23 protein-coding genes are annotated in these 20470 nt (G+C 72.3%); 12 read left to right on the plus strand and 11 right to left on the minus strand.

The window, feature by feature from the left end; genetic code table 11:
* Nucleotides 1-7: 7 nt before the first annotated feature.
* The 6 genes from lipB to ACWDX9_RS18530 all read right to left on the minus strand — a co-directional run bounded on the left by lipB (nt 8) and on the right by ACWDX9_RS18530 (nt 6925).
* A complete protein-coding gene (gene lipB / locus ACWDX9_RS18505) occupies nt 8-700 on the minus strand; it encodes a lipoyl(octanoyl) transferase LipB (RefSeq protein WP_449955180.1) in 693 nt (230 codons plus the stop codon).
* A gap of 37 nt (nt 701-737) precedes the next feature.
* On the minus strand, nt 738-1475 hold the full coding sequence (locus ACWDX9_RS18510; RefSeq protein ID WP_449955182.1) for a Type 1 glutamine amidotransferase-like domain-containing protein: 738 nt from the start codon (nt 1473-1475) through the stop codon (nt 738-740).
* A gap of 37 nt (nt 1476-1512) precedes the next feature.
* A complete protein-coding gene (locus ACWDX9_RS18515; protein WP_449955185.1) occupies nt 1513-2406 on the minus strand; it encodes a TIGR01777 family oxidoreductase in 894 nt (297 codons plus the stop codon).
* Nucleotides 2407-2542: 136 nt separating this feature from the next.
* A complete protein-coding gene (sucB, locus tag ACWDX9_RS18520; protein ID WP_449955188.1) occupies nt 2543-4000 on the minus strand; it encodes a 2-oxoglutarate dehydrogenase, E2 component, dihydrolipoamide succinyltransferase in 1458 nt (485 codons plus the stop codon).
* A 39-nt stretch (nt 4001-4039) separates the two neighbouring features.
* Complete coding sequence (lpdA, locus tag ACWDX9_RS18525; protein ID WP_449955191.1) at nt 4040-5404, minus strand: dihydrolipoyl dehydrogenase; 1365 nt, start codon at nt 5402-5404, stop codon at nt 4040-4042.
* A 51-nt stretch (nt 5405-5455) separates the two neighbouring features.
* Nucleotides 5456-6925 (minus strand): leucyl aminopeptidase, encoded by a 1470-nt coding sequence (locus ACWDX9_RS18530; protein WP_397365893.1) that lies wholly within the window; start codon nt 6923-6925, stop codon nt 5456-5458.
* A gap of 97 nt (nt 6926-7022) precedes the next feature.
* Here ACWDX9_RS18530 and ACWDX9_RS18535 point away from each other — a divergent pair, with 97 nt between their 5' ends.
* From ACWDX9_RS18535 to ACWDX9_RS18545, 3 genes are read left to right on the plus strand one after another with little or no spacing between them, the layout of a single operon-like run.
* Entirely contained in the window at nt 7023-7370 is a 348-nt protein-coding gene (locus tag ACWDX9_RS18535) for a GntR family transcriptional regulator (protein ID WP_185072825.1), read from the plus strand.
* Complete coding sequence (locus ACWDX9_RS18540; RefSeq protein WP_449955194.1) at nt 7367-8329, plus strand: hypothetical protein; 963 nt, start codon at nt 7367-7369, stop codon at nt 8327-8329. Before ACWDX9_RS18535 ends, ACWDX9_RS18540 begins: the two co-directional genes overlap by 4 nt.
* Nucleotides 8326-9222: a CPBP family intramembrane glutamic endopeptidase gene (locus tag ACWDX9_RS18545; protein WP_449955197.1), complete on the plus strand. Its 897-nt coding sequence runs from the start codon at nt 8326-8328 to the stop codon at nt 9220-9222. Before ACWDX9_RS18540 ends, ACWDX9_RS18545 begins: the two co-directional genes overlap by 4 nt.
* Nucleotides 9223-9234: 12 nt before the next feature.
* Here the strand turns inward: ACWDX9_RS18545 and ACWDX9_RS18550 are convergent, their stop codons facing one another.
* The gene (locus ACWDX9_RS18550; RefSeq protein ID WP_449955200.1) at nt 9235-9972 is read right to left on the minus strand and encodes an adenosylcobinamide-GDP ribazoletransferase; all 738 of its coding nucleotides are present in this window, start codon (nt 9970-9972) and stop codon (nt 9235-9237) included.
* A 33-nt stretch (nt 9973-10005) separates the two neighbouring features.
* Here ACWDX9_RS18550 and ACWDX9_RS18555 point away from each other — a divergent pair, with 33 nt between their 5' ends.
* A complete protein-coding gene (locus ACWDX9_RS18555) occupies nt 10006-10806 on the plus strand; it encodes an ABC transporter ATP-binding protein (RefSeq protein ID WP_449955203.1) in 801 nt (266 codons plus the stop codon).
* Between the two features lie 3 nt (nt 10807-10809).
* On the opposite strand, the gene ACWDX9_RS18560 is transcribed toward ACWDX9_RS18555, so the two are convergent.
* Together ACWDX9_RS18560 and ACWDX9_RS18565 are read right to left on the minus strand one after the other, a co-directional pair.
* A complete protein-coding gene (locus ACWDX9_RS18560) occupies nt 10810-11841 on the minus strand; it encodes a bifunctional adenosylcobinamide kinase/adenosylcobinamide-phosphate guanylyltransferase (protein WP_449955206.1) in 1032 nt (343 codons plus the stop codon).
* Nucleotides 11842-11891: 50 nt separating this feature from the next.
* Entirely contained in the window at nt 11892-12536 is a 645-nt protein-coding gene (locus ACWDX9_RS18565) for an SCO2322 family protein (RefSeq protein ID WP_449955209.1), read from the minus strand.
* Between the two features lie 82 nt (nt 12537-12618).
* Between ACWDX9_RS18565 and ACWDX9_RS18570 the strand changes: the two genes are divergently transcribed.
* Complete coding sequence (locus ACWDX9_RS18570; RefSeq protein ID WP_185072832.1) at nt 12619-12825, plus strand: hypothetical protein; 207 nt, start codon at nt 12619-12621, stop codon at nt 12823-12825.
* A 69-nt stretch (nt 12826-12894) separates the two neighbouring features.
* Here ACWDX9_RS18570 and ACWDX9_RS18575 read toward each other — a convergent pair whose 3' ends face one another.
* Nucleotides 12895-13893 (minus strand): aldo/keto reductase family protein, encoded by a 999-nt coding sequence (locus ACWDX9_RS18575; protein ID WP_449955212.1) that lies wholly within the window; start codon nt 13891-13893, stop codon nt 12895-12897.
* Between the two features lie 57 nt (nt 13894-13950).
* On the opposite strand from ACWDX9_RS18575, the gene ACWDX9_RS18580 reads away from it, so the two are divergent.
* Complete coding sequence (locus ACWDX9_RS18580) at nt 13951-14937, plus strand: hypothetical protein (RefSeq protein WP_449955214.1); 987 nt, start codon at nt 13951-13953, stop codon at nt 14935-14937.
* 28 nt (nt 14938-14965) lie between these two features.
* Here ACWDX9_RS18580 and ACWDX9_RS18585 read toward each other — a convergent pair whose 3' ends face one another.
* Nucleotides 14966-15574, minus strand: coding sequence for a DUF3043 domain-containing protein (locus ACWDX9_RS18585; protein ID WP_364255836.1), 609 nt, complete (start codon nt 15572-15574; stop codon nt 14966-14968).
* Nucleotides 15575-15699: 125 nt separating this feature from the next.
* Between ACWDX9_RS18585 and ACWDX9_RS18590 the strand changes: the two genes are divergently transcribed.
* Genes ACWDX9_RS18590 through ACWDX9_RS18615 form a run of 6 tightly spaced genes read left to right on the plus strand, consistent with a single transcriptional unit; the run spans nt 15700 to nt 20357 of the window.
* On the plus strand, nt 15700-16518 hold the full coding sequence (locus ACWDX9_RS18590) for a PspA/IM30 family protein (protein ID WP_363963402.1): 819 nt from the start codon (nt 15700-15702) through the stop codon (nt 16516-16518).
* Nucleotides 16515-16793, plus strand: a complete 279-nt coding sequence (pspAA, locus tag ACWDX9_RS18595; RefSeq protein ID WP_185072836.1) for a PspA-associated protein PspAA — start codon at nt 16515-16517, stop codon at nt 16791-16793. The genes ACWDX9_RS18590 and pspAA overlap by 4 nt, the downstream gene beginning before the upstream one ends.
* Before the next feature lie 3 nt (nt 16794-16796).
* Complete coding sequence (gene htpX, locus ACWDX9_RS18600) at nt 16797-17696, plus strand: zinc metalloprotease HtpX (protein ID WP_449955216.1); 900 nt, start codon at nt 16797-16799, stop codon at nt 17694-17696.
* An 8-nt stretch (nt 17697-17704) separates the two neighbouring features.
* Complete coding sequence (gene pspAB, locus ACWDX9_RS18605) at nt 17705-18265, plus strand: PspA-associated protein PspAB (RefSeq protein ID WP_449955220.1); 561 nt, start codon at nt 17705-17707, stop codon at nt 18263-18265.
* Between the two features lie 29 nt (nt 18266-18294).
* Nucleotides 18295-19710: an alpha/beta fold hydrolase gene (locus ACWDX9_RS18610; RefSeq protein WP_449955223.1), complete on the plus strand. Its 1416-nt coding sequence runs from the start codon at nt 18295-18297 to the stop codon at nt 19708-19710.
* Nucleotides 19711-19757: 47 nt separating this feature from the next.
* Nucleotides 19758-20357, plus strand: a complete 600-nt coding sequence (locus tag ACWDX9_RS18615) for an SIMPL domain-containing protein (protein ID WP_449955226.1) — start codon at nt 19758-19760, stop codon at nt 20355-20357.
* Nucleotides 20358-20470: the final 113 nt, after the last annotated feature.

The raw sequence follows: 20470 nt of genomic DNA on the forward strand, positions 1-20470 counted from the left end.
CCGTGGGTCATCTGCGGAGAAGGTCCTCTTCGTGGAGATCGTACGACTCCATGCCGAGGGCCTCCGCCAGCCGCTTCTCCGCGATCGGCATGACCTCCTCCACCACGATGCGGCGGCCGGTCTCCGCCGACAGCGAGGAGACGCCGACGTCGGGGATGCCGCACGGCGCGATGCGGTTGAACCAGCGGGGGTCGTTGGCGCAGTTGAGCGAGAAGCCGTGCATGGTGACGCCGCGGGCGACGCGCAGCCCGACCGCGCCGAGCTGGCGGTCGGGCAGGCCCAGGCTGGGATCGCCGACCGCCCAGACGCCCCCGCGCCCCCGCACCTGTCTCGCCGTGACGCCGAAGTCGGCGCAGATCTGGATCATGGCCTCCGCGAGGCGGCAGGCGTACGCGTTGACGTCGGTGACGCCGACGATCGGGTAGGCCACCAGCTGCCCGGGCCCGTGCCAGGTCAACCGGCCGCCCCGGTCGACGTCGACGACCGGGGTCCCGTCGGCCGGACGCTCGTCCGGGGCGGTGCGCTTGCCCGCGGTGTAGACGGGCGCGTGCTCCAGGAACAGGACGGTGTCGCCCAGCTCTCCGGCGACCCGCTTGCCGTGCACCCAGCGCTGCAGCGACCAGGCCTGCTCGTAGGGGACGTCGACGCCGAGACGGACGATGGCGAGTGCGTGGGGATCGTCCCCGTCGATGGGGCGCATGAGCCTATTGTGCCGGTCCCGCCCCCGCGAAGGGTAATCAGGGGGTAAGGAGTCGAGGCTCGATCCTGAACTCCTTGACCCCGCCGGCCCCGTCGCTCTCCACCCGGTACGCGTAGCCGCCCGGCTCGACGGTCACCGCCTGGATGAACTCCGTGCCGACGTAGTGGAGCCCCACACCCTCGTCGGCGGCGTATCCGGACGGCAGCTCGCCACTGGCCACCGACTCCTGCAGCAGCGGCCGGCGCTGCGGGTCGGAGTCGTAGTGGACGCCGCACGAGTAGGGGAGCAGCGCCATCCCCTCGGCCCACACGCGCAGGTCGGGTCCGAAGGAGTCGGTGTTGCCGCCGACGTGCCAGCACAGCGCGCCCGCGCTCTGGCCGGAAAGCACCACCCCGGCCCGCCACGCCTCCTCGAACGCCTCGTCAAGGCCGTGCAACCGCCACAGGGCCATCAGGTTGGCCACACTGCCGCCGCTCACGTAGATCATGTCCTGTTCGAGCATCCACGCCCCGGGATCCTCGACATTGGGCATCGGGAACACGGTGAGATGGCTCAACTCGACGTCCCACCCGGCGAAGGCGCCGTACATCTTCAGGATCCAGTCGTCCGAGTCGCCCACCGCGGTGGCGACCAGGCCCAGCTTCGGCCGGTCCTGCCCGGTCAGGTCGAGGCCGTACCGCAGCAGCGCGCTGGCCTCGAGGAAGCTGTAGCGCCTGCTCGGGCGGAAGGACCCGCCCCCGATGGCGAGGATGTGTGACTGTCCTGACCGGCTCATGTCAAGATTCTCCCACCTGTTGAAGACGGACGGTTCACTACAGTACGGCGCTCAGCGCCTCGTCGAGGCGGGTATGGGCGAACACATAGCCGCTGTCGAGCAGCTTCCTCGGCTCGACGCGGTGGCCGGGCAGCAGCGCCTCGCGGGCGAACTCGCCGAGCCCCGCGGACAGCGCGAAGCCGGGCACCGGGATCGGCACCGTGCCCCTGCGCAGGGCTTTTCCGAGGGTGCGGGTGAATTCGGCGTTGGTCACGGGCGAGGGAGAGGTGAAATTGACTGGTCCTGTAATGTCACGATTTTTCAAGACATGCACCGCGGCCCCGACCCAGTCGTCCACGGCGATCCACGACCAGTACTGCTTCCCCGACCCGAGCGGCGCCCCCAGCCCGATCCTGAAGATCGGCAGCATCCGGCCGAGCGCCCCGCCCTTCTCGCTGAGCACCAGCCCGGTCCGCATCTGCGCGGTCCTGACCCCGGCCTCGCCCGCCCGTCTGGCCTCGCCCTCCCAGCGCCCGCACAGATCCGCCAGGAAGCCGCTGCCCTTCCCCTGGCTCTCGTCGATCACTCGGTCGCCGGTGTCGCCGTAGAAGTCGATCCCGGAGGCGGACAGGAGCACCTCGGGCTTGCCGGACAGCGCGCCGATCGCGTCCACGAGCACCCTCGTGCCCTGGACCCGGCTGGCGACGAGCTCCCGCTTGTACGCCGGGGTCCACCGCCGGTCGCCCACGGACGCGCCCGCCAGGTGCACGACCGCCTGCGCCCCTTCGAGCGCGGCCTGGTCGATCTCCTGCTCGGCCGGGTCCCAGAAGGCCTCGTCGGCTTCGCGCGGGCGGCGCCGTACGAGCCGGACGACCTCCCACCCCTCGGCCCGCAACGCCGGCACCAGCGCCGAACCGAGCAACCCCGACGCCCCCGTCACGATGATCGCCATAGCCCCACAGTACGCCCGCCCCACGTCACGGACGCGCCAGCCGCGCCAGGCCCGGGGCACGCGAACGGCCGGGCGGCCCCGGAAGGGAGCCGCCCGGCCGCGAACGCCAGGATCAGGCCCAGGATCAGGCCCAGGATCAGGCGAGGCCGAGCTGGGCCTCGAAGCGGCCCTCCTCGAGACGGCGCTTGACCGTCGTGAGGAAGCGGGCCGCGTCCGCGCCGTCCACCAGGCGGTGGTCGTACGTCAGCGCCAGGTAGACCATCGACCGGACCGCGATGACCTCGCCCTCAGGCGTGTCGATCACGACGGGCCGCTTGACGACGGCGCCGGTGCCCAGCATGCCGACCTGCGGCTGGTTGAGGATCGGCGTGTCGAACAGGGCCCCACGGCTGCCGGTGTTGGTCAGCGTGAAGGTGCCGCCGGTGATCTCGTCCGGCGTCACCTTGTTGGCGCGCGTGCGATCGGCCAGGTCGGCCGTCTTGCGGGCCAGCCCGGCGAGGTTGAGGTCGCCGGCGTTCTTGATGACCGCCGCGATCAGCCCGCGCTCGGTGTCGACCGCGATGCCCAGGTGCTCGACGTCGAAGTACGTGACCTCCATGGTCTCGTTGTTGATCGTCGCGTTGAGCTTCGGGTGCTGCTTGAGCGCCTCGATGGCGGCCAGCTCGAAGAACGGCATGAACGACAGCTTCACGCCCTCGCGGCGCAGGAAGTCGGCCTTCGCCTGGTCGCGCAGCCGCGCGATCTTGGTGACGTCGACCTCGACCACCGTGGTGAGCTGCGCGGCCGTCTGCAGCGACTCGACCAGCCGCTTCGACATCGTCTGGCGCAGCCGCGTCATCTTCTCCGTGCGGCCCCGCAGCGTCGTGTCGACCTCCACGGGCTCGGGACCCGCGGGGATCGGCGCCTGCGCGGCGGGAGCGGCGGCGGGCGCCGCCTGGGCGGCGGCCGGAGCCGGGGCCGCGACGGGGGCGGCCTGGGCCGCGGCGGCCTTCTCGCGCTGGGCCTTGGCGGCCTCGAGCACGTCCTGCTTGCGGATGCGGCCGCCGACGCCGGTGCCGTTGATCGCGTCGAGGTTGACACCGTGCTCGTTGGCCAGCTTGCGCACCAGCGGCGTCACGTACGGGCTCTCACCCGACGGCAGCGGCGCGGCCTCCGCGACCGGGGGAGCGGCCTGCGCGACGGGAGCGGGGGCCGCGACCGGGGCGGGCGCCGGAGCCGGGGCCGGAGCGGGCTGCGGGGGAGCCGGCTGCGGGATCGAGGAGACCGGCGGAGCCGGGGCGGGCTCGGGCTCGGGCTGCGGAGCCGGCGCGGGGGGCGCCGCCGCCTCGGGCGCCGGGGCGGCGGCGGCCGCCTGGCCCTTCTCGTCGATGACGGCGAGCTCGGCCCCGACCTCGACCGTCTCGTCCTCAGCCACGACGATCTTCGTGAGGACACCCGCGGCCGGCGACGGGATCTCGGTGTCGACCTTGTCGGTCGACACTTCGAGGAGCGGCTCGTCGGCCTCGACGCGCTCGCCCTCCTTCTTCAGCCAACGGGTTACGGTGCCCTCGGTCACGCTCTCGCCGAGCTGGGGCATTTGTACGGAGACCGGCATCGTTATTCTTCTCTCGCGTTCTGATCTCGAGGGCTTGGACTAGTTGTGTACGTGCAGCGGCTTGCCGGCCAGGGCCAGCATCGCCTCACCCATGGCCTCGGACTGGGTCGGGTGTGCGTGGATGAGCTGGGCGACCTCTGCGGGCAGCGCCTCCCAGTTGTAGATCAGCTGCCCCTCCGTGACGAGCTCGCCGATGCGCCGGCCCACCATGTGGACACCGACGACCGGGCCGTCCTTCTGGGCGATGACCTTCACGGCGCCCGAGGTGCCGAGGATCTGGCTCTTGGGGTTTCCCGCGAGGTCGTAGACCTGCTCGACGATCTCGATACCGCGCTCGGCCGCCTGCGCCGACGTGATCCCCACCGAGGCCACCTCGGGGTCGGAGTAGGTGATGCGCGGCACGCCCGCGTAGTCGATGGGCGGCGGGTTGAGGCCGGCGATGTGCTCGGCCACCATGATCCCCTCCGCGAACCCGGCGTGGGCGAGCTGCAGGGTCGGGATGAGGTCGCCGATGGCGTAGACGCCGGGCACGGTGGTCCGGCAGTGCTCGTCGACCACGACCGCGCCGCGCTCGATGGCGATGCCCTGCTCCTCGAAGCCCATGCCTGCCGACACCGCGCCGCGGCCGACCGCGACGAGCAGCAGCTCGGCGTCGAGGGTCTTGCCGTTGGCCAGCGTGACGACCACACCCGTCTCGGTGGTCTTGGCGGTGTCGAAGAAGACGCCCAGCTCGTACTTGATGCCGCGGCGGCGGAAGGCCCGCTCCAGCAGCTTGGAGCTGGACTCCTCCTCGGTCGGCAGCAGGTGCGGCAGCGCCTCGACGATCGTGACCTCGGCCCCGAACGAGCGGTAGACGCTCGCCAGCTCGACGCCGATCACGCCGCCGCCCAGCACGATGACGGACGTGGGCACGCGGCCCATCTTCAGGGTGTGCTCGCTGGTGATGACGCGCTCGCCGTCGATCTCCAGGCCCGGCAGCGACTTGGGCGCCGAGCCGGTGGCCAGGACGAGGTTGCGGCCCTCGACGACCTCCGAGCCCACCTGGATCCGGTTGGGGCCGACCAGGCGGCCCTCGCCCTCGACGATCGTCACGCCCGCGGACTTCAGCAGGCCCTGCACGCCCTTCCAGGCCCGCGTCACGATCTTGTCCTTGAACGCGTGCACGCCCTGCACGTCGATGCCGTCGAAGCGCGCCTTGACGCCGTAGGACTCGCTCTCGCGGGTCTCGTCGGCGACCTCGGCGGAGTGCAGCAGGGCCTTCGTGGGGATGCATCCCCTGTGGAGGCAGGTGCCGCCGATCTTGTCCTTTTCGATCAGCGCGACCGACTTGCCCAGCTCAGCCGCCCGAAGCGCGCAGGCGTAACCGCCGCTGCCGCCACCTAGGACGACGATGTCATAGGCCACAGGAAGGCTCCTTGTCGGGGTGTTCGTGATGCCGTCATCTTTTCATTTGTTTCAGATGCTCGCGTGCCGCTCTGCGAGTCCGATGAGGGTACGGGTGATGGCACCCGTGCCGCCCTTCGGGGTGTAACCGTACGGCTCGCCCTTGTTGAAGGCGGGGCCGGCCATGTCGATGTGGGCCCAGCGCACGCCGTCGGGCACGAATTCCTTCAGGAAGATGCCCGCCGCCAGCATGCTGCCCCATCGCTCCGGCTGGAGGTTGGCGATGTCGGCGATCGGCGAGTCGAGGCCCTTGCGCAGCTCCTCCGGGAGCGGCATGCCCCACGCGCCCTCGCCCGCCGCCTTCGCGGCCTCGACGACCAGCTCCCTGGCGGCGTCGTCGTTGGCCATGACGCCGGCCGTGCGCCAGCCGAGCGCGACGATCTGCGCGCCGGTGAGCGTGGCCACGTCGACGATCAGGTCGGGCTCGTCCTGCGCGGCCCTGGCGATGCCGTCCATGAGCACCAGGCGGCCCTCGGCGTCGGTGTCGAGCACCTCGACGGTCTTGCCGCTGTAGCTGTGGATGACGTCGGAGGGGCGCTGGGCGGTGCCGCTCGGCAGGTTCTCGGCCAGGCAGAGGTAGCCGACGGCGTTGACCGGCAGGCCGAGCCGGGCGATGCCGATCATGGCGCCGAGCACCGCGCCCGCGCCGCCCATGTCGGACTTCATCCAGTCCATCGAGGCCGACGGCTTGAGCGACAGGCCGCCGGAGTCGAACGTGATGCCCTTGCCCACGAACGCCAGCCGCTTGCCGGCCTCGGGGTGGGTGTAGGAGAGGCGGACCAGGCGCGGCGGGTTGGCCGAGCCCTGGCCGACGCCGATGAGGCCGCCGTAGCCGCCGTCCTTGAGCTGCTTGTCGTCGAGCACCTCGACGCTCAGCCCGGCCTTGTTGCCCTCCTGCTCGGCGATCTCGGCGAACTTGGCCGGCCACAGGTCGGACGGAGGCGTGTTGACCAGGTCGCGGACCAGGGCGACCGAGTCGGCCAGCACGCCCGCGCGCTCGGCGACGCCGTCGGGCTGGCCCGAGACCACGGTGAGCTCGGCGACCGGGGCCTTCTGCTCGCCGTTCGTGCGGTAACGGGCGAAGGCGTACGCGCCGAGCAGGCCGCCGAGCGCGACGGCCTCGGTCTCCTCGGGCGTGCCGGTGGGCAGGGCGAGCGCGGCCCTGGAGGTGCCGGCGAGCGACCGTACGGCGGCGCCGGCGGCGCGGCGCAGGCCTTCGGCGTCGGGCGAGTCGCCCAGACCCACCGCGACCAGCAGCGGGGCGGCGATGGCGCCGAACGTGGGAAGCTTGGCCACCTCGCCGGCCTTGCCGGTGAAGGCGACGGCGCGGAGGGAGTCGGCGAGCTTGCCGCCGAAGGCGGCCTCGAGCGACTCGGCGCCCGTGGCGGCGCGCGGGCCGTCCTGTCCTGACCTGAAGCCGACGATCAAGGCGTCGGTGGCGATGGAGACTGGATCTGCTGAGTTCAGCCGCACAGTGGTCACGTAAACCGATGCTATCCAGGTCTTCTGCGTACTCACAAACAGGGGTTCATCCTACCAATCGCGAGTCATGCGGAATGGTGCTAGTGTCATTAGCATCATGCTGCTGACGCTCGATCTCAACGACGCCCGGCCCCTGCACGAGCAGGTGGCGGGCGCCATCCGCCGCGCGATCGGAGAGGGCTCCTACCGGCCCGGCGACCGCCTGCCGCCGGCCCGCGACCTGGCCCAGGTGCTCGGCATCAACCCCAACACCGTGCTGCGCGCGCTGCGCGACCTGCGGGACGAGGGGCTGCTGGAGTTCAGGCGGGGCCGGGGGGTCAGCGTCGCGGGGCGCGCCGACGGTCGCGCCCTGCTCGCGCAGCGGGCGCGCGAGCTGCTGGACGAGGCCCGCAAGTACGGCTACGGCCGCGACGACCTCATTGCCATACTGGAGGACCTGCCGTGAATCCCCGAATCACCGCCGTCATATGGGGGCTGTTCGTCCTCGCCGCGCAGATCGGGCTGCCGCTGGCGCTGCGCGACCGGCTGCCCGACCCCCTGGCCACCCGCTGGGGCCTGGGCGGCCTGGCCTCCCGCTCGATGTCCTTGACCACGTACATCGTGGTCACGTTCCTGCTCTGGGCGGTGCTCTGGCTGGTCGCGCTGGCCGCGGCCGAGCGGGCCACGGCCAGCAGGCCGAGCCGGACGGTGTGGTGGGGCGGGCTGTTCGGGCTGGGCGCGCTCGCGCTCGGCGTCAACGTCACGACCGTGCTCGCCAACCTCGACGCGCCCGACTGGGCCGCGGCCCGGCTGCCCGGCTGGCACGTCCTCGCGGTCATCGCGGCCGGGACCGGCGTCGCCGTCCTCGTGGGTTATCTGCGCAGGGGCACGGCCGACCAGGATTCCGCCCACCGGACCCCGCCCCTCCTGCGGCTCAGGTCCGGCCGGCGCACCGTGTGGGTCGGCCACGCCGCCAACCGGTGGCTGGCGCTGCTCCCGGTCGCCGCCCTGGCCGCCGTCCTGGTGCTGGGCCTGCTCTACGTCACCGGTCTGGTGCCCGGCGGGCAGGCGACGTCGGTCCTGCCCGGGCTCGTCCTCGTGCTGGCGGCCGGAGTGCTGACCTCGTCCGTGTCCGTGCAGGTCGGCGACGGCCGGGTGGCCGTCCGGTTCGGGCCGCTCGGCTGGCCGGCGCGCAGGATCCCTCTGTCGCGAATCGAGTCGGCCTGGTCGGAGACGCGCCATCCGGCCCAGGTCGGGGGCTGGGGCATCCGCGGGCTGCCCGGCAGTTCGACCATCATGCTGCGTGGCGGCGAGTGCCTGGTCATCCGCTACCGCTCCGGCGGCCGGCTCGCGATCAGCATCGACGACGCCGAACGCGGCGCATCCCTCATCAACGCCCTCATCGCAGAGCGAGTGGAACAATGAAACGACCTCTCCTCATCTTCATCGTCCTGGCCTTCGGGCTGTCGTGGGCGGCGGCGCTGCCCCTCTGGTTCGCCGGCGGGATCGGCTCGCCACTGCTGCGGCCGCTGGCCACGCTGATGATGTTCACCCCGTCGGTGGGGGTGCTCGGCGTCTGGGCGGTCACGCGCACGCCGTTCCGCGAGTGGGCCAGGCAGACCGGGCTCACGCTGGGCGAGCGCAAGGGGCGCACCGGCGTCCTCATCCTGACCGCCTGGCTCGGGGTGCCGCTGCTGCTGCTCCTGGCGGCGGTCCTGAGCGCCGCCGTCGGGCTGTTCTCGCTGGATCTCGACCAGTTCAGCCTGTTCAGGGCGGCGCTGCGGGCCCAGGGCGTGGGCGTGCCCGAGAGCCTCACCACGGCGGTCGTGCTCCAGATCGTGATCGCTGTGGTCGCCGGGCCCGTGCTGAACGCGATCCCCGCGCTGGGGGAGGAGTGGGGCTGGCGGGGCTGGCTGCTGCCCCGGCTCGTCTCCACCAACGGCATGCTCCTCGGGCTGGTCTACACCGGCGTCATCTGGGGCCTCTGGCACGCCCCCCTCACCCTCCTGGGCTACAACTACGCGCGGCTCAGCTCCTGGGCGGCGCTGTTCTTCGTGGGGTTCTGCGTCCTGTTCGGGGTGCTGATCGGGTGGCTGCGGCTGCGCACGGGCAGCGTGTGGCCGGCCGTCGTGGCCCACGGCTCGCTGAACGCCGTCGCCCAGTCCGTCCTGCTGCTCGGCGACGCCGCCGCGCCGCCCAACGAGGTCCTGGTCGGCCTGACCGGCCTGGTGGGCTGGGCCCTCATGGCGATCGTCGGCGCGGCCCTGCTCCGCTTCTATCCGGTACGCGTGCCGCAGCCGGTCTCCTCACCCGCCTGATCTCGGGGGCGCTCAGCCGAGGATCGCGCACACCGCCAACGTGGTGGCCGTGGCCGTCTCGACCAGCGCCCCCAGCACGTCACCGGTGATCCCGCCGAGGCGCCGCCGCGCGTGCCCGAGCAGCAGCAGGGCGGCGCCGAGCCCGGCGACCAGGCCGAGCGGCAACACGGGCTCCCCGGCCAGGCCCAGGCAGACGGCGGCGGTGCCGAGGAGGGCGGCCAGGGTGACGAGCAAGGAGGCGGGGCGGCGTACCGTGCCCGCGACCATCGCGCCGAGCCCGTCGGGTCTGGCGGCGGGGACACCCTCCCGGCAGGCCCAGGTCAGCGCCAGCCGCCCGGCCACGCAGGCCGTCACCAGCGCCGCGTACCCGGCCCCGGCCGCGGCGGCGACCTGGACGAGCAGCGTCAGCACCAGCGTCATCACGCCGAACGGCCCGATGTCCGACTTTTTCATGATGTCGAGTGCCTGAGCGGCCGGCTTGCCGCTGCCCAGCCCGTCCGCCAGGTCGGCGAGCCCGTCCAGGTGCAGCCCCCGGCTCAGCACGGCCAGCAGCCCGACCGCCAGCGCCGCCCCCAGCAGCGGCGGCCCGGGCAGGAACAACGGCAGCCCGGCGACCAGCCCGAGCGCGAGCCCGACCACCGGGGCCAGCGTCATCGCCCGCCCCGCGACCTCCCGGTCCACCCGCTCGACCCGTACCGGGAAGACGCTGAGAGTGCCGATCGCCAATGACAGGCCATGCGGAAGGCGCATATCGGACGATCGTAGGCCCACTAGTGTGGCGGGATGCACGTGGTTGAACTCGAAGGCGTAGGTGTCCGAGTTGTCGGCAAGGCGCTGCTGGACGGCGTCGATTGGCAGGTGGACTACGGCGATCACTGGGTGATCCTCGGCCCCAACGGCGCGGGCAAGACGACGCTGCTCTCCCTGGCGGGCGCCGTCCGGCATCCCAGCGAGGGCGCGGTCAAGGTGCTCGGCCACAAGCTCGGCCGGGTGGACGTGCGGGAGCTGCGCCGCCACATCGGCCTGGTCGCGGCCAGCCAGCGGCTGATCGACGAGGAGCTGATGGAGGAGGAGGGCGCGACCGCGCACACCGTGGTGCTCACCGGGCACACGGGGACGAGCGTTCCTCTGTGGGACAAGTACGGCGAAGGCGAGCGCGACCGGGCCCACCGGCTGCTGGCCGACCTGGGGTGCAAGGACCTGGCGGACCGGCCGTTCCGCGTGTGCTCGCAGGGGGAGCGGGCCAGGATCAGGGTGGCCAGGGCGCTCATGGGGGACCCGGCGGTGCTGCTGCTCGACGAGCCGTTCGCGGGGCTCGACCTGCCGGCCAGGGAGGACCTCATCACCGCCGTCGAGGACCTGGCCACGACCCGGCCCGTCCTGACCACCGTGACGGTGACGCACCACCTGGAGGAGGTGCCGGCGACGACCTCCCACGCGATGCTCATGCGCGACGCCCGGGTGCTGGCCGCGGGGCCGGTGGAGGAGGTGCTCACCCCGGACAACCTCTCGGAGTGCTTCGGCCGCCCCCTCCACGTGGACCGGCTCGACGGACGCTGGTACGCCCGCGCCGTCCGCCCGTAGCGGTCACAGCTCCAGCAGGCGCCCCGCCACCACCAGGGCCACGTACTCGGACTCGGCGGCGAGGCGTTCGTTGAGACGGCCGAGCGCGTCCCGGAAGGCCCGCCCGCTGGGCGTGGCGGGCACCACACCCATCCCCACCTCGTCGGAGACCGCCACGAGGCGCACGGGCGTCTGCCGCCAGGCCGCCACGAGCTCGTCGCAGCGTTCGCGGACGGGCGCGCGGTCGCCCTCCCAGGCCCCGTGCTCGTCGAACACCGCCGTCAGCCACGTCCCGAGCCCGTCGATCAGCAGCGGCGCGGTGGCCTGCCCGATGGCCGAGACGAGGTCGGCGGTCTCGACCGTGGCCCAGTGCGCGGGCCGCCGCTCCCGGTGCGCCCGCACGCGGGCCGCCCACTCGCCGTCCCCCGCGCCGCTCGGGCCGGTGGCCACATAGGTGACGTACGGCTCGGCCGCCAGCCGCAGCTCGGCCTCGGCCGACTTCCCCGACCGCGACCCGCCCAGCAGCAACGTCCGCCACGGCGCCGTCACGCCACCGTCGCCGGGTCGCATCCCGATGGCCGTCCCGGGGAGCACCAGGCCGGTCTCCAGCACCGTCCCGTCGGGAACGGCCGACGCGCCCCACAGCCGCAGGCGCCTGGCCAGCTCCTCCTCCGAGCGGATCCGGTGGTCCAGCCCGACGGCCACCACCGCGGTCCGGTCGTCCGCCAGCCCCGCCCGCCGCAGCTCCCCGAGCCGCTCGGGCCGGTCGAGCAGGTCGATCAGCACCACGTCGTACCTGGCGGGCCCGTCCACCGGCACCGGCCGGTCCCGTGGGAGGCAGAGCAGCCGGGAGCCGTCGGGGTCGGCCAGCCCCAGCCCGCCCGCGCAGGCCCGGTAGCCGCTCGGCGGATCGTCGAAGGGGAAGCGGGCCACGCCGTCCACGACCAGCTCGAACGGGCGTCGGTGGCCGGACGGGAGCCCGGCGCACGAGGTGCACCGGCAGCCGGGTTCCGGCCATCCCGCGCCGCCCGCCGTACCGGAGACAAGGATTTTCACCGCGCCGAGCGTAGCGTCCTGGGCCGGCCGGGCGGATGGAACGTTCCAGGTCAGACGCGGGTCCTGGAGCGGCGGCGGGTGGCCGCCACGGCGCCGCCCGCCAGCAGGGCGATCCCGCCCGCACCGGCCGCGATCAGCGTGATCGGCAGGCCGCTCCCGGACGGGGCGGCGGACGCGGCGGCGGCAGCCAGGTCGGTGCCGCCCCTCTCCCTGAACGGATAGTCCGCGACCGCCACGACGGCTCCCTGGGCGTTCACCCGGACCTTGGCGGTGGAGGCGAGGAGCTGGGCGGCGGTGGCGTCCTCGGCGGCCACGACGCACTTCGGCGCGCTCTGCCCGGGAGTCCGCTCGCCGGGGTAGGCGTCGGCCTCCCCGTCGCCGAAGTCCACCGCGACCACCACGCGCTTGTGTCCGGACCCGGACGCGTCCCGGCCGCACACCGCCTGGAACGACGGCAGGTCCCCGCCGGGCGACTCGCCCCTGGCCCCGTCCGGGGCCACGGAGAAGCGCCATCCGATGACGGAGCCGTCCGGCGGGGCGGCGTCGGCCGTCACGGCCAGCCAGGCCGTCCCGTCGCTCTGCCACGCGCTCCACGTCCGCGGGACCGCGGGGTCGGCGAGAGCGGAGGAGGGGAGCGAGAGGAAGGCGGCCGCCCCGAGGGCGACCCCGGCCGCAACACGATACGCGCGCAGCATCGATTGACCTCCAAGCTCGGGAGTAGGGTTCCAGTGCCTGCGGAGGGTGCGCCGGCGAACCCGCGGAAAAGGAGCGTATGGCATGACATGGCGGTGGCGTTATGAAAATGCAAATGGTGGTGAGGTAACGGATCGCCCTTTGCCGCGAGAAGTTTTTCCGAGCCAGGCGGACGCGGAGTCCTGGCTTGGCGAGAACTGGCGTGACCTGCTCGAATCGGGAGTTGAGCAGGTGGCCTTGCTCGAAGAGGACCGCGTGGAGTACACGGGTTTGTCATTGCGCCAGGAGTGATCTGCGGTAAATGAAAAGCCCCTTGAGCGCCATTGTGGCTCAAGGGGCTGTTTCTCGGGTGGGATGGGGTTACGGGCGGGTGCGCGGGCTCTGCGTCTTGGCCGGGTCGCGCTCCACGACCGGGTCCAGCACGTCGTCGATGCGCTTGAGCACGTCGGCGTCCAGCTTCACGCCCGCGGCCTTGACGTTGTCACGCACCTGCTCGGGGCGGCTGGCCCCGACGATGGCGCTGGAGACGTTCGGGTTCTGCAGCACCCACGCGACGGCCAGCTGCGCCATGCTCAGCCCGAGGTCGGCGGCGATCGGCTTGAGCTCCTGGACGCGGGTCAGCACGTCGTCGTTCATGAACCGGGCGATCATGGCGCTGCCGCTGCCGTCGGTGGCCCGGGAGCCCTCCGGCGGCTGCTGCCCGGGCAGGTACTTGCCCGTGAGGACGCCCTGGCCGATGGGCGACCAGACGATCTGGCCGATGCCCTCCTTCTCGCTCAGCGGCACGATCTCGCTCTCGATGATCCGCCACAGCATCGAGTACTGGGGCTGGTTCGAGACGATCCGGTCGAAGCCCATCTCGTCGGCGATCTTCAGCGCCTGGGCGATCTGGTCGGCGCTCCACTCGCTGACGCCGATGTAGAGGACCTTGCCCTGGCGTACGAGGTCGTCGAACGTCTTGAGCGTCTCCTCCAGCGGCGTCTCGTAGTCGAACCGGTGCGCCTGGTACAGGTCGACGTAGTCGGTCTGCAGGCGGCGCAGCGAGCCGTTGATGGACTCGGTGATGTGCTTGCGTGACAGGCCGCGGTCGTTCTGGCCGGGGCCGGTCGGCCAGTAGACCTTGGTGAAGATCTCCAGCGACTCCCTTCGCACGCCCTTCAGCGCGCGGCCGAGCACCTCCTCGGCCTTCGTCGCCGCGTAGACGTCCGCGGTGTCGAACGTGGTGATGCCCTCGTCGAGAGCCGCCTGCACGCACTGCTTGGCGGCGTCCTCCTCGACCTGGGAGCCGTGGGTGAGCCAGTTTCCGTAGCTGATCTCGCTGACTTTGAGACCGCTACGACCGAGGTGTCGGAATTCCATAGGTCCGACCTTAATCCCGGTCCATGGGGTGATTGGTTTCGGGATAGGGTGCGCGACGTGCTGAAGCTCGTACGGCTGGCGCTGACGGCGGCCATCCTGACCGCGATCGGGGTACGGCTGCGCCGCCGCGCCCGGATGCCCGTCAAGCCGCCCGCGCCCCCGGCCCCGCAGGCGGTCGCGCGCACGCGGATGGGCCTGGCGTGGGTCGCCATCGCGGGGGTGGTGGCGCTGGCACTGGGCGCCGCCCTCATCCCCACGGGGCCGCAGGCGGCGTCCGAGGTGCGGTGGGCCGTCTCCCAGGCTGAGCAGTCGGTCATGGGCGTGACGATGGACGCCGACGGACAGAGCCCGGCGCCCACGCCCGCACCGACGCCCGTCACGCCCACATCGGCGCCCGTCATGCCGACACCGACACCGACACCGACACCGGCGCCCGTCGCGCTCACGCCGACCGCCACGGCCTCGACGCCGCCTCCGGGCATCCCGGCCGCGTGCATGTTGAGCGGTCAGGCGGCCGTACGCCCGATCAGCCCCCGCGTGCGGGCGGCGGTGAACCGGCAGTGGCGGCGCATCGAGCGGTGGCTGCGGGAGCACGCGCCCCGGACGTACGCCTCGCTGGGCGCACCCGGCAGGGCCGGCACCGTCGCGCTCGCCGAGGCCCAGACGGGCCTGGAGTTCCCCGACGACCTGAGGGCCTCGCTGCTGCGCCACAACGGCATGTCCGGCCCGCCCGGAGCCCGCTTCAGCTTCGGCGAGGAGCAGGTGCTCGGCGTGCGCGAGATCCGCGACCAGTGGCGGGAGAGCTGCGCCTCGCGGGTCGGCAGGGGCGACCCGATCGGCCGGCTGATCCGCGTCGGCACCCTGATCGAGGTCGACGCGGACACCGGTCACGTGGTGGCGTCGATGGTGCGGCCGGAACCGATCTGGCCCTCGTACCACGCGATGCTGCGTGACATGGCGGACGCGCTGGAGAAGGGCCGCCCCATGTTCGGGGCGCGGGCCACGGTCAAGGGCGGCCTGCTCCGCTGGTCCGGCGCTCCGTGAGCGAGCCGTCCCCGGAAACCGGGGGCGGCTACTTCTTGGGCACCGGCTTGCCGCCCGGCAGCACCGCGGGCGGCGGGAAGCGCAGCTTGCGGATCTGCAGCGCCCGCATGGCCGCGTAGAAGCCCACGCCCCGGGTGCTCTCCTGGGGCAGCTTCTCCGCCACCAGGCGCTTCACCTTCCACGCCACGTAGACGGAGGTGAACAGCACGCCGATCATCATGATCGGCCAGCCGATGGTGACCGTGTATCCCAGCACCGCGGTGCGGATCGACATGGGCCACGGGATCCACGTCGCCAGCAGGATCAGTAGCGAGAACGGCAGGAAATACTGGCTCGGCAGCCGCCGGGAATCGACCCACTCACGCGCGAACTTGCGCGCTGCGCCCTTGTCACGAGCAGGAAAATACCGCTCGTCACCTGCGAGCATGCCCTGGCGGGCCCGGTCTCGCTCGGCGGCCTGCTTGGTCCGCATCTGCCGATAGGCCTCTTTGCGGTCTTTCGGTGCATGGACCGGCTGGCGCCGTTTGCTCTCCTGATCACGGCGCTTGGGAGTGGGACGACCTTTACCCTGGGGCTTAGGATCGTCATCGGGGACGGGGGTGTCGTCCACGGAGGTTTGGGAACGGCGTCGCAACACGACGTCAACCCTACCTGGACTGCAACTTAGTGACGCCCTCGTGCGTTATGCGTAGGGTAATCCCAAGGCGGCTGCGCTGCATTGGGTGAACACCAGCACGACCTAGAAGGGGACGGCCGACGCGCATGAGCGTGATGAAGAGACTTTCGATGATCTTCAAGTCCAAGGCCAACAAGGCCTTGGACAAGATGGAGGATCCGCGCGAGACCCTTGACTACTCCTATCAGCGGCAGCTCGAGCTGCTGCAGAAGGTGCGCCGGGGTGTGGCCGACGTCGCCACGTCGCGTAAGCGGGTCGAGCTCCAGGTAACCGGCCTCGAGAAGCAGGCCCAGCGCCTTGAGGAGCAGGGCCGCAAGGCGCTGTCCGTCGGGCGCGAGGACCTCGCCCGCGAGGCGCTGCAGCGTCGCTCCAATCTGCAGACGCAGATGGCCGACCTGAAGCTGCAGCACGACAACCTGCAGGCCGAGGAGGAGAAGCTCACCACGGCTTCCCAGCGGCTGCAGGCCAAGGTCGACGCCTTCCGTACGAAGAAGGAGACGATCAAGGCCACCTACACCGCCGCCGAGGCGCAGACCCGGATCAACGAGGCCTTCTCCGGCATCTCCGAGGAGATGGGCGACGTCGGCCTGGCGATCCAGCGCGCCGAGGACAAGACGGCGCAGATGCAGGCCCGCGCCGGCGCGATCGACGAGCTGCTGGCCAGTGGCGCGCTCGACGACTACACCGGCAGCCGCGGCGACGACATCCAGGCCGAGCTCGACCGCATGGGCGGCGGCATGGACGTCGAGCTGGAGCTGGCCAGGATGAAGGCCGAGCTGGGCCAGGGCCCCGCGCCCAAGAGCGCCATCGAGCAGGGCCAGCCGCAGCAGCAGGCCCAGCCCCAGGCGCAGCCGCAGCAGCACGGCGGGACCCAGCAGCTCCGTCAGCCTGGGGAGCCGGCATGATTGTCAGGATCATGGGCGAAGGCCAGGTACAGATCTCCGCCGACGACATCGCGGTGCTCAACGAGCTCGACACCGAGCTCGAGGCGGCCATCGAGGTCGGCGACGAGCCGATCTTCCGTACGAAGCTGCACGCGTTGCTCGACAAGGTGCGCCAGGTGGGCAAGGCGCTTCCCGACGACAGCCTTGAGCCGTCAGAGCTGATCCTTCCCCCCGCGGACGCCTCGATCGAGGAGGTCCGGGAGATGCTGGGCGACCAGGGCCTCATCCCGGGCTGAGCCGTGAGTACGCGGTTCGCGTCCGACCGCGGGCTGACCACCCGCATGGTCGTGACGATGTTCCTGCTCGGGTTGCTCTATGTCGTGTTCATCGGCGTCCTGATCGCCCTGGGCGTACGGGCGCTGAGCGTGCTGGTGATAGCCGGGGGCCTGCTGTTCGTGCAGTACTTCCTGTCCGACCGCATCGCGCTGTTCGCGATGCACGGGCGGGAGGTCTCGCCACAGGAGGCTCCCGAGCTGCACGGCATGATCGACCGGCTCTGCGCGCTCGCGGACATGCCCAAGCCGCGGGTGGCGATCGCGGATTCCGACGTCCCCAACGCGTTCGCCACCGGCCGCAACCAGAAGAAGGCTGTCGTCTGCGTGACGACCGGCATTCTGCGCCGCCTGGAGCCCCAGGAGCTCGAAGGGGTTCTCTCGCACGAGTTGTCGCACGTCGCCCACCGCGACGTCGCCGTCATGACGATCGCCTCGTTCCTGGGTATCGTGGCGGGGCTCATGACCAGGTTCGCCCTCTACGCGGGGCTGGGCGGCCGTCGCAACGGCAACCAGGGCGGGCTGCCCGTCGGGCTGATCATCCTGCTCGTCTCCGTCATCGTGTACGCGATCAGCTTCCTGCTCACCCGGGCCCTGTCGCGCTACCGCGAGCTGGCGGCCGACCGCGCCGGGGCTCTGCTCACCCAGCGCCCTTCGGCCCTGGCGAGCGCGCTGGTCAAGATCACCGGCGACATGGCCAGGATCCCGACCCAGGACCTGCGCGAGGCGGCGCCGTTCAACGCCTTCTACTTCGCCCCGGCGGCGGCCCCGGGCCAGACGCTGGCGAACCTGTTCTCCACCCACCCGCCGCTCGAACGGCGGCTGGCACAGCTGTCGGACATCTCCCGGCAGCTCGGAAGGGGCTGAACCTCGGCATGGGCTGGCTGGACGCCCTGCTCGGCCGGTCGAAGCCGGTCAAGCCCAACCTCGACGCGCTGTTCGCGCTGCCGTCGGCGGCCGTGACGCTGCAGGCCGCGACCGGGCTGGTGCCCACGGGCCTCGGCTCGGTGGCCTTCAGGGCCGCGGAGGGCGGCGCGTTCGCCACGCTGGAACGCGACGTCAAGGAGCTGCTCGGCGAGCGCGTCGAGGAGTCGCGCGACTCCTACGGCTACACCTGGCTCCTGGTGCGCCGCGAGCCCGACGCGCTCGGCGACCTGGTCACCGAGTTGCACGCCGTCAACTCGTCGCTGGAGTCGGCCGGGTTCGGGCCGTCGCTGCTGTGCTCGCTGGTGTCGTTCCGGTCCGAAGGCGACGGCCGCCGGCTGGCCCTCGTGTACCTCTACAAACGCGGGACCTTCTACCCGTTCGCCCCGCTCGCCGCCCAGAGGCGGGACAACGCGCTCGAACTGCAGGTCAGGGGCGCTCTCGAGGGCGAGTTGCCGCTGGAGAAGGATCTCAGCCGATGGTTCCCGGTCTGGGGCGCGCCCGGCCTCTGACTCGACACTCTGGGTGATCTAATGATCACGTGGAGCGAAGGTTGTACGTCCTCGCGGCTTCCGCGTTCATCGTGGCGGCCGTGCTGGGCAGTGCGTGGATCACCGGCCAGTTCACCACGCCGGAGGTCGACAGGACCGACGGGTACGTCAGCGAGCTGGCCGCCCGCGACCAGCCGTGGACGCGGCTGTTCCGCACCAGCGACGCGCTGGCGGGGCTGGCCTGCGCGGCAGGTGTGGCGCTCGTGCCGCGAGTGGCGCGCGAGTGGCAGGCCTGGCTGGCGCTGGCGGCGTTCGGGGTGTTCACGTTCGCGGCCGGGCTGTTCCCGCTGGACTGCGCCACGCTGAGCGACCCGTACTGCGGGCGGCGGGTCGTGTCGTCCGCGCACCACGTGCACCAACTGGCCGGGGCGCTGGGCACGGCCGCCCTGCTGGCCGCGATGGTGCTGCTCAGCGCGCGCTGGCGGTCGTGGGTGTCGTGGCTGTTCACGTGGCTGGGGCTGGCGGCCACGCTGCTCACCGCCGCCGCGCTCGCCGACCGGCACGGGGTGGGGCTCGCCCACCGGGCGCAGCTCACGCTGTTCGCGGTCTGGCTGGTGTACGTGGCCGTCCACCTGCTCATCACCGACGACCCGCCCGTCCCGCCGATCACGGCGGAGGCGGTCGATCACGACGGCGGGTACGCCGGGCCGCACGTGGTCGAGCAGGGCGCCGGGCCCGTCGTGCTGATCACCGCCGAGCTCGGGGGCGCCTGGTTCCACTGGGGCGCGGTGGCCGGGCTGCTGGCCGGAACCCGTCACGTCATCCGCTTCGACCGCTGCGGCCTCGGCCTCAGCCCGCACGCGACCGCCCCGCCCACCCTGTACACCGAGGTGGCCCGCCTGGCAGCGCTGGCCCCGTCCCATCCCGAGCAGGTGACCGTCGTCGCCCACGGCGTGGCCTGCTGGCACGCGGAGGCGTTCGCCAGGCTGCACCCGCTGCGCGTGGCCAAGCTCGTCCTGGTGGATCCGGCCCCGGTCACGGAGCGCAAGCCGTCCGCGCCGGCCAGGACCGCCGGCCAGTGGCTGCCCGCCCTGGGCGGCACATGGGGCGCGACCGCCGTGGCCCGTCTCGCCGGGCCCGCCGCCCACCGGCTGCTCGTCGGCGTGCCCGACCCGTACGGCGTCTACCGCACGGGCAAGGTGCTCGCCGCGGCGGTGGGGGAGTGGCTGGCCCGCCGCGACATGGTCGCCGACCTGCTGCGGGTGCGGGAGGAGACGCAGTTCCCCGGCGTGCCGGTCACCGTGATCAGCGCCGGCGGGCGGGATCTGGGCCACGGGCGGCTGGCCGGGGCCCTGTCCGCCACGCTCGTACGCCTGCCGGAATGCGGGCACCAGATCCAGCTCGAGAACCCCGGGGCGATCGCGGAGGCCGTCCTGGACGCGCCGGGCATCGGCCGGGCGGGATGACGCCGAGCGTTCTAGGATCGATGCGGGACCCGTTCGAGGGAGTAGGCGTGGACATCACCGTCGTCGGCGAGGGCGCCGTCCTGGCCGCACCCGACATCCTCCGGCTGCACGCGGGCGTCGAGGTCCGCCGGGCCTCCGCCGCGGATTCCTTCACCGCCGTCCGGGCCGCCGCCGCCCGGCTGGCCGAGGCCCTGGCCCGGGAGGGCATCGCCGCGCAGGACGTGCGCACGGTGGAGCTGTCGCTGGGCCCGGAGTACGAGGTCTACCCGAAGGTGGCCGCCTACCGGGCGGTCCAGGGGGTGGAGGTGATCGTCCGCGACCTGTCCAGGGCCGACCACGTCATCGACACGGTCGCCGGGGTGGGGGAGGAGGCCCGGCTGAACGGCCTGGCGTTCGAGGTGTCGGACCCGTCGGGCGTCCTGAGGGAGGCGCGTACCCGGGCCTTCCGCGACGCCGCCGCCAAGGCCGCCCACTACGCCGAGCTGGCCGGGCGCCCGCTGGGCCGGGTGGTCTCGGTGAGCGAGGACGTCAGGGGCGGCGGCCCCCAGCCCGTCACCATGGCCGCGGTGGCCGAGACCAGCGCCTCCATCAGTCCCGGCCGCCAGTCCCTCACCGTGACCGTCCGGCTCGGCTACGACTTCGCGTGACCGGGGTGCCTGAGGCCGGCGCGGTGGATGAGACGTGGGGGGCCCGATCGGGGGAGCGGCGGGTAAGCACAGTGTTAGGGGCAGGGAGGTAGGTGGGGGGGGGCGCCGAGACA

Source organism: Nonomuraea sp. NPDC003201 (genome assembly GCF_053590415.1).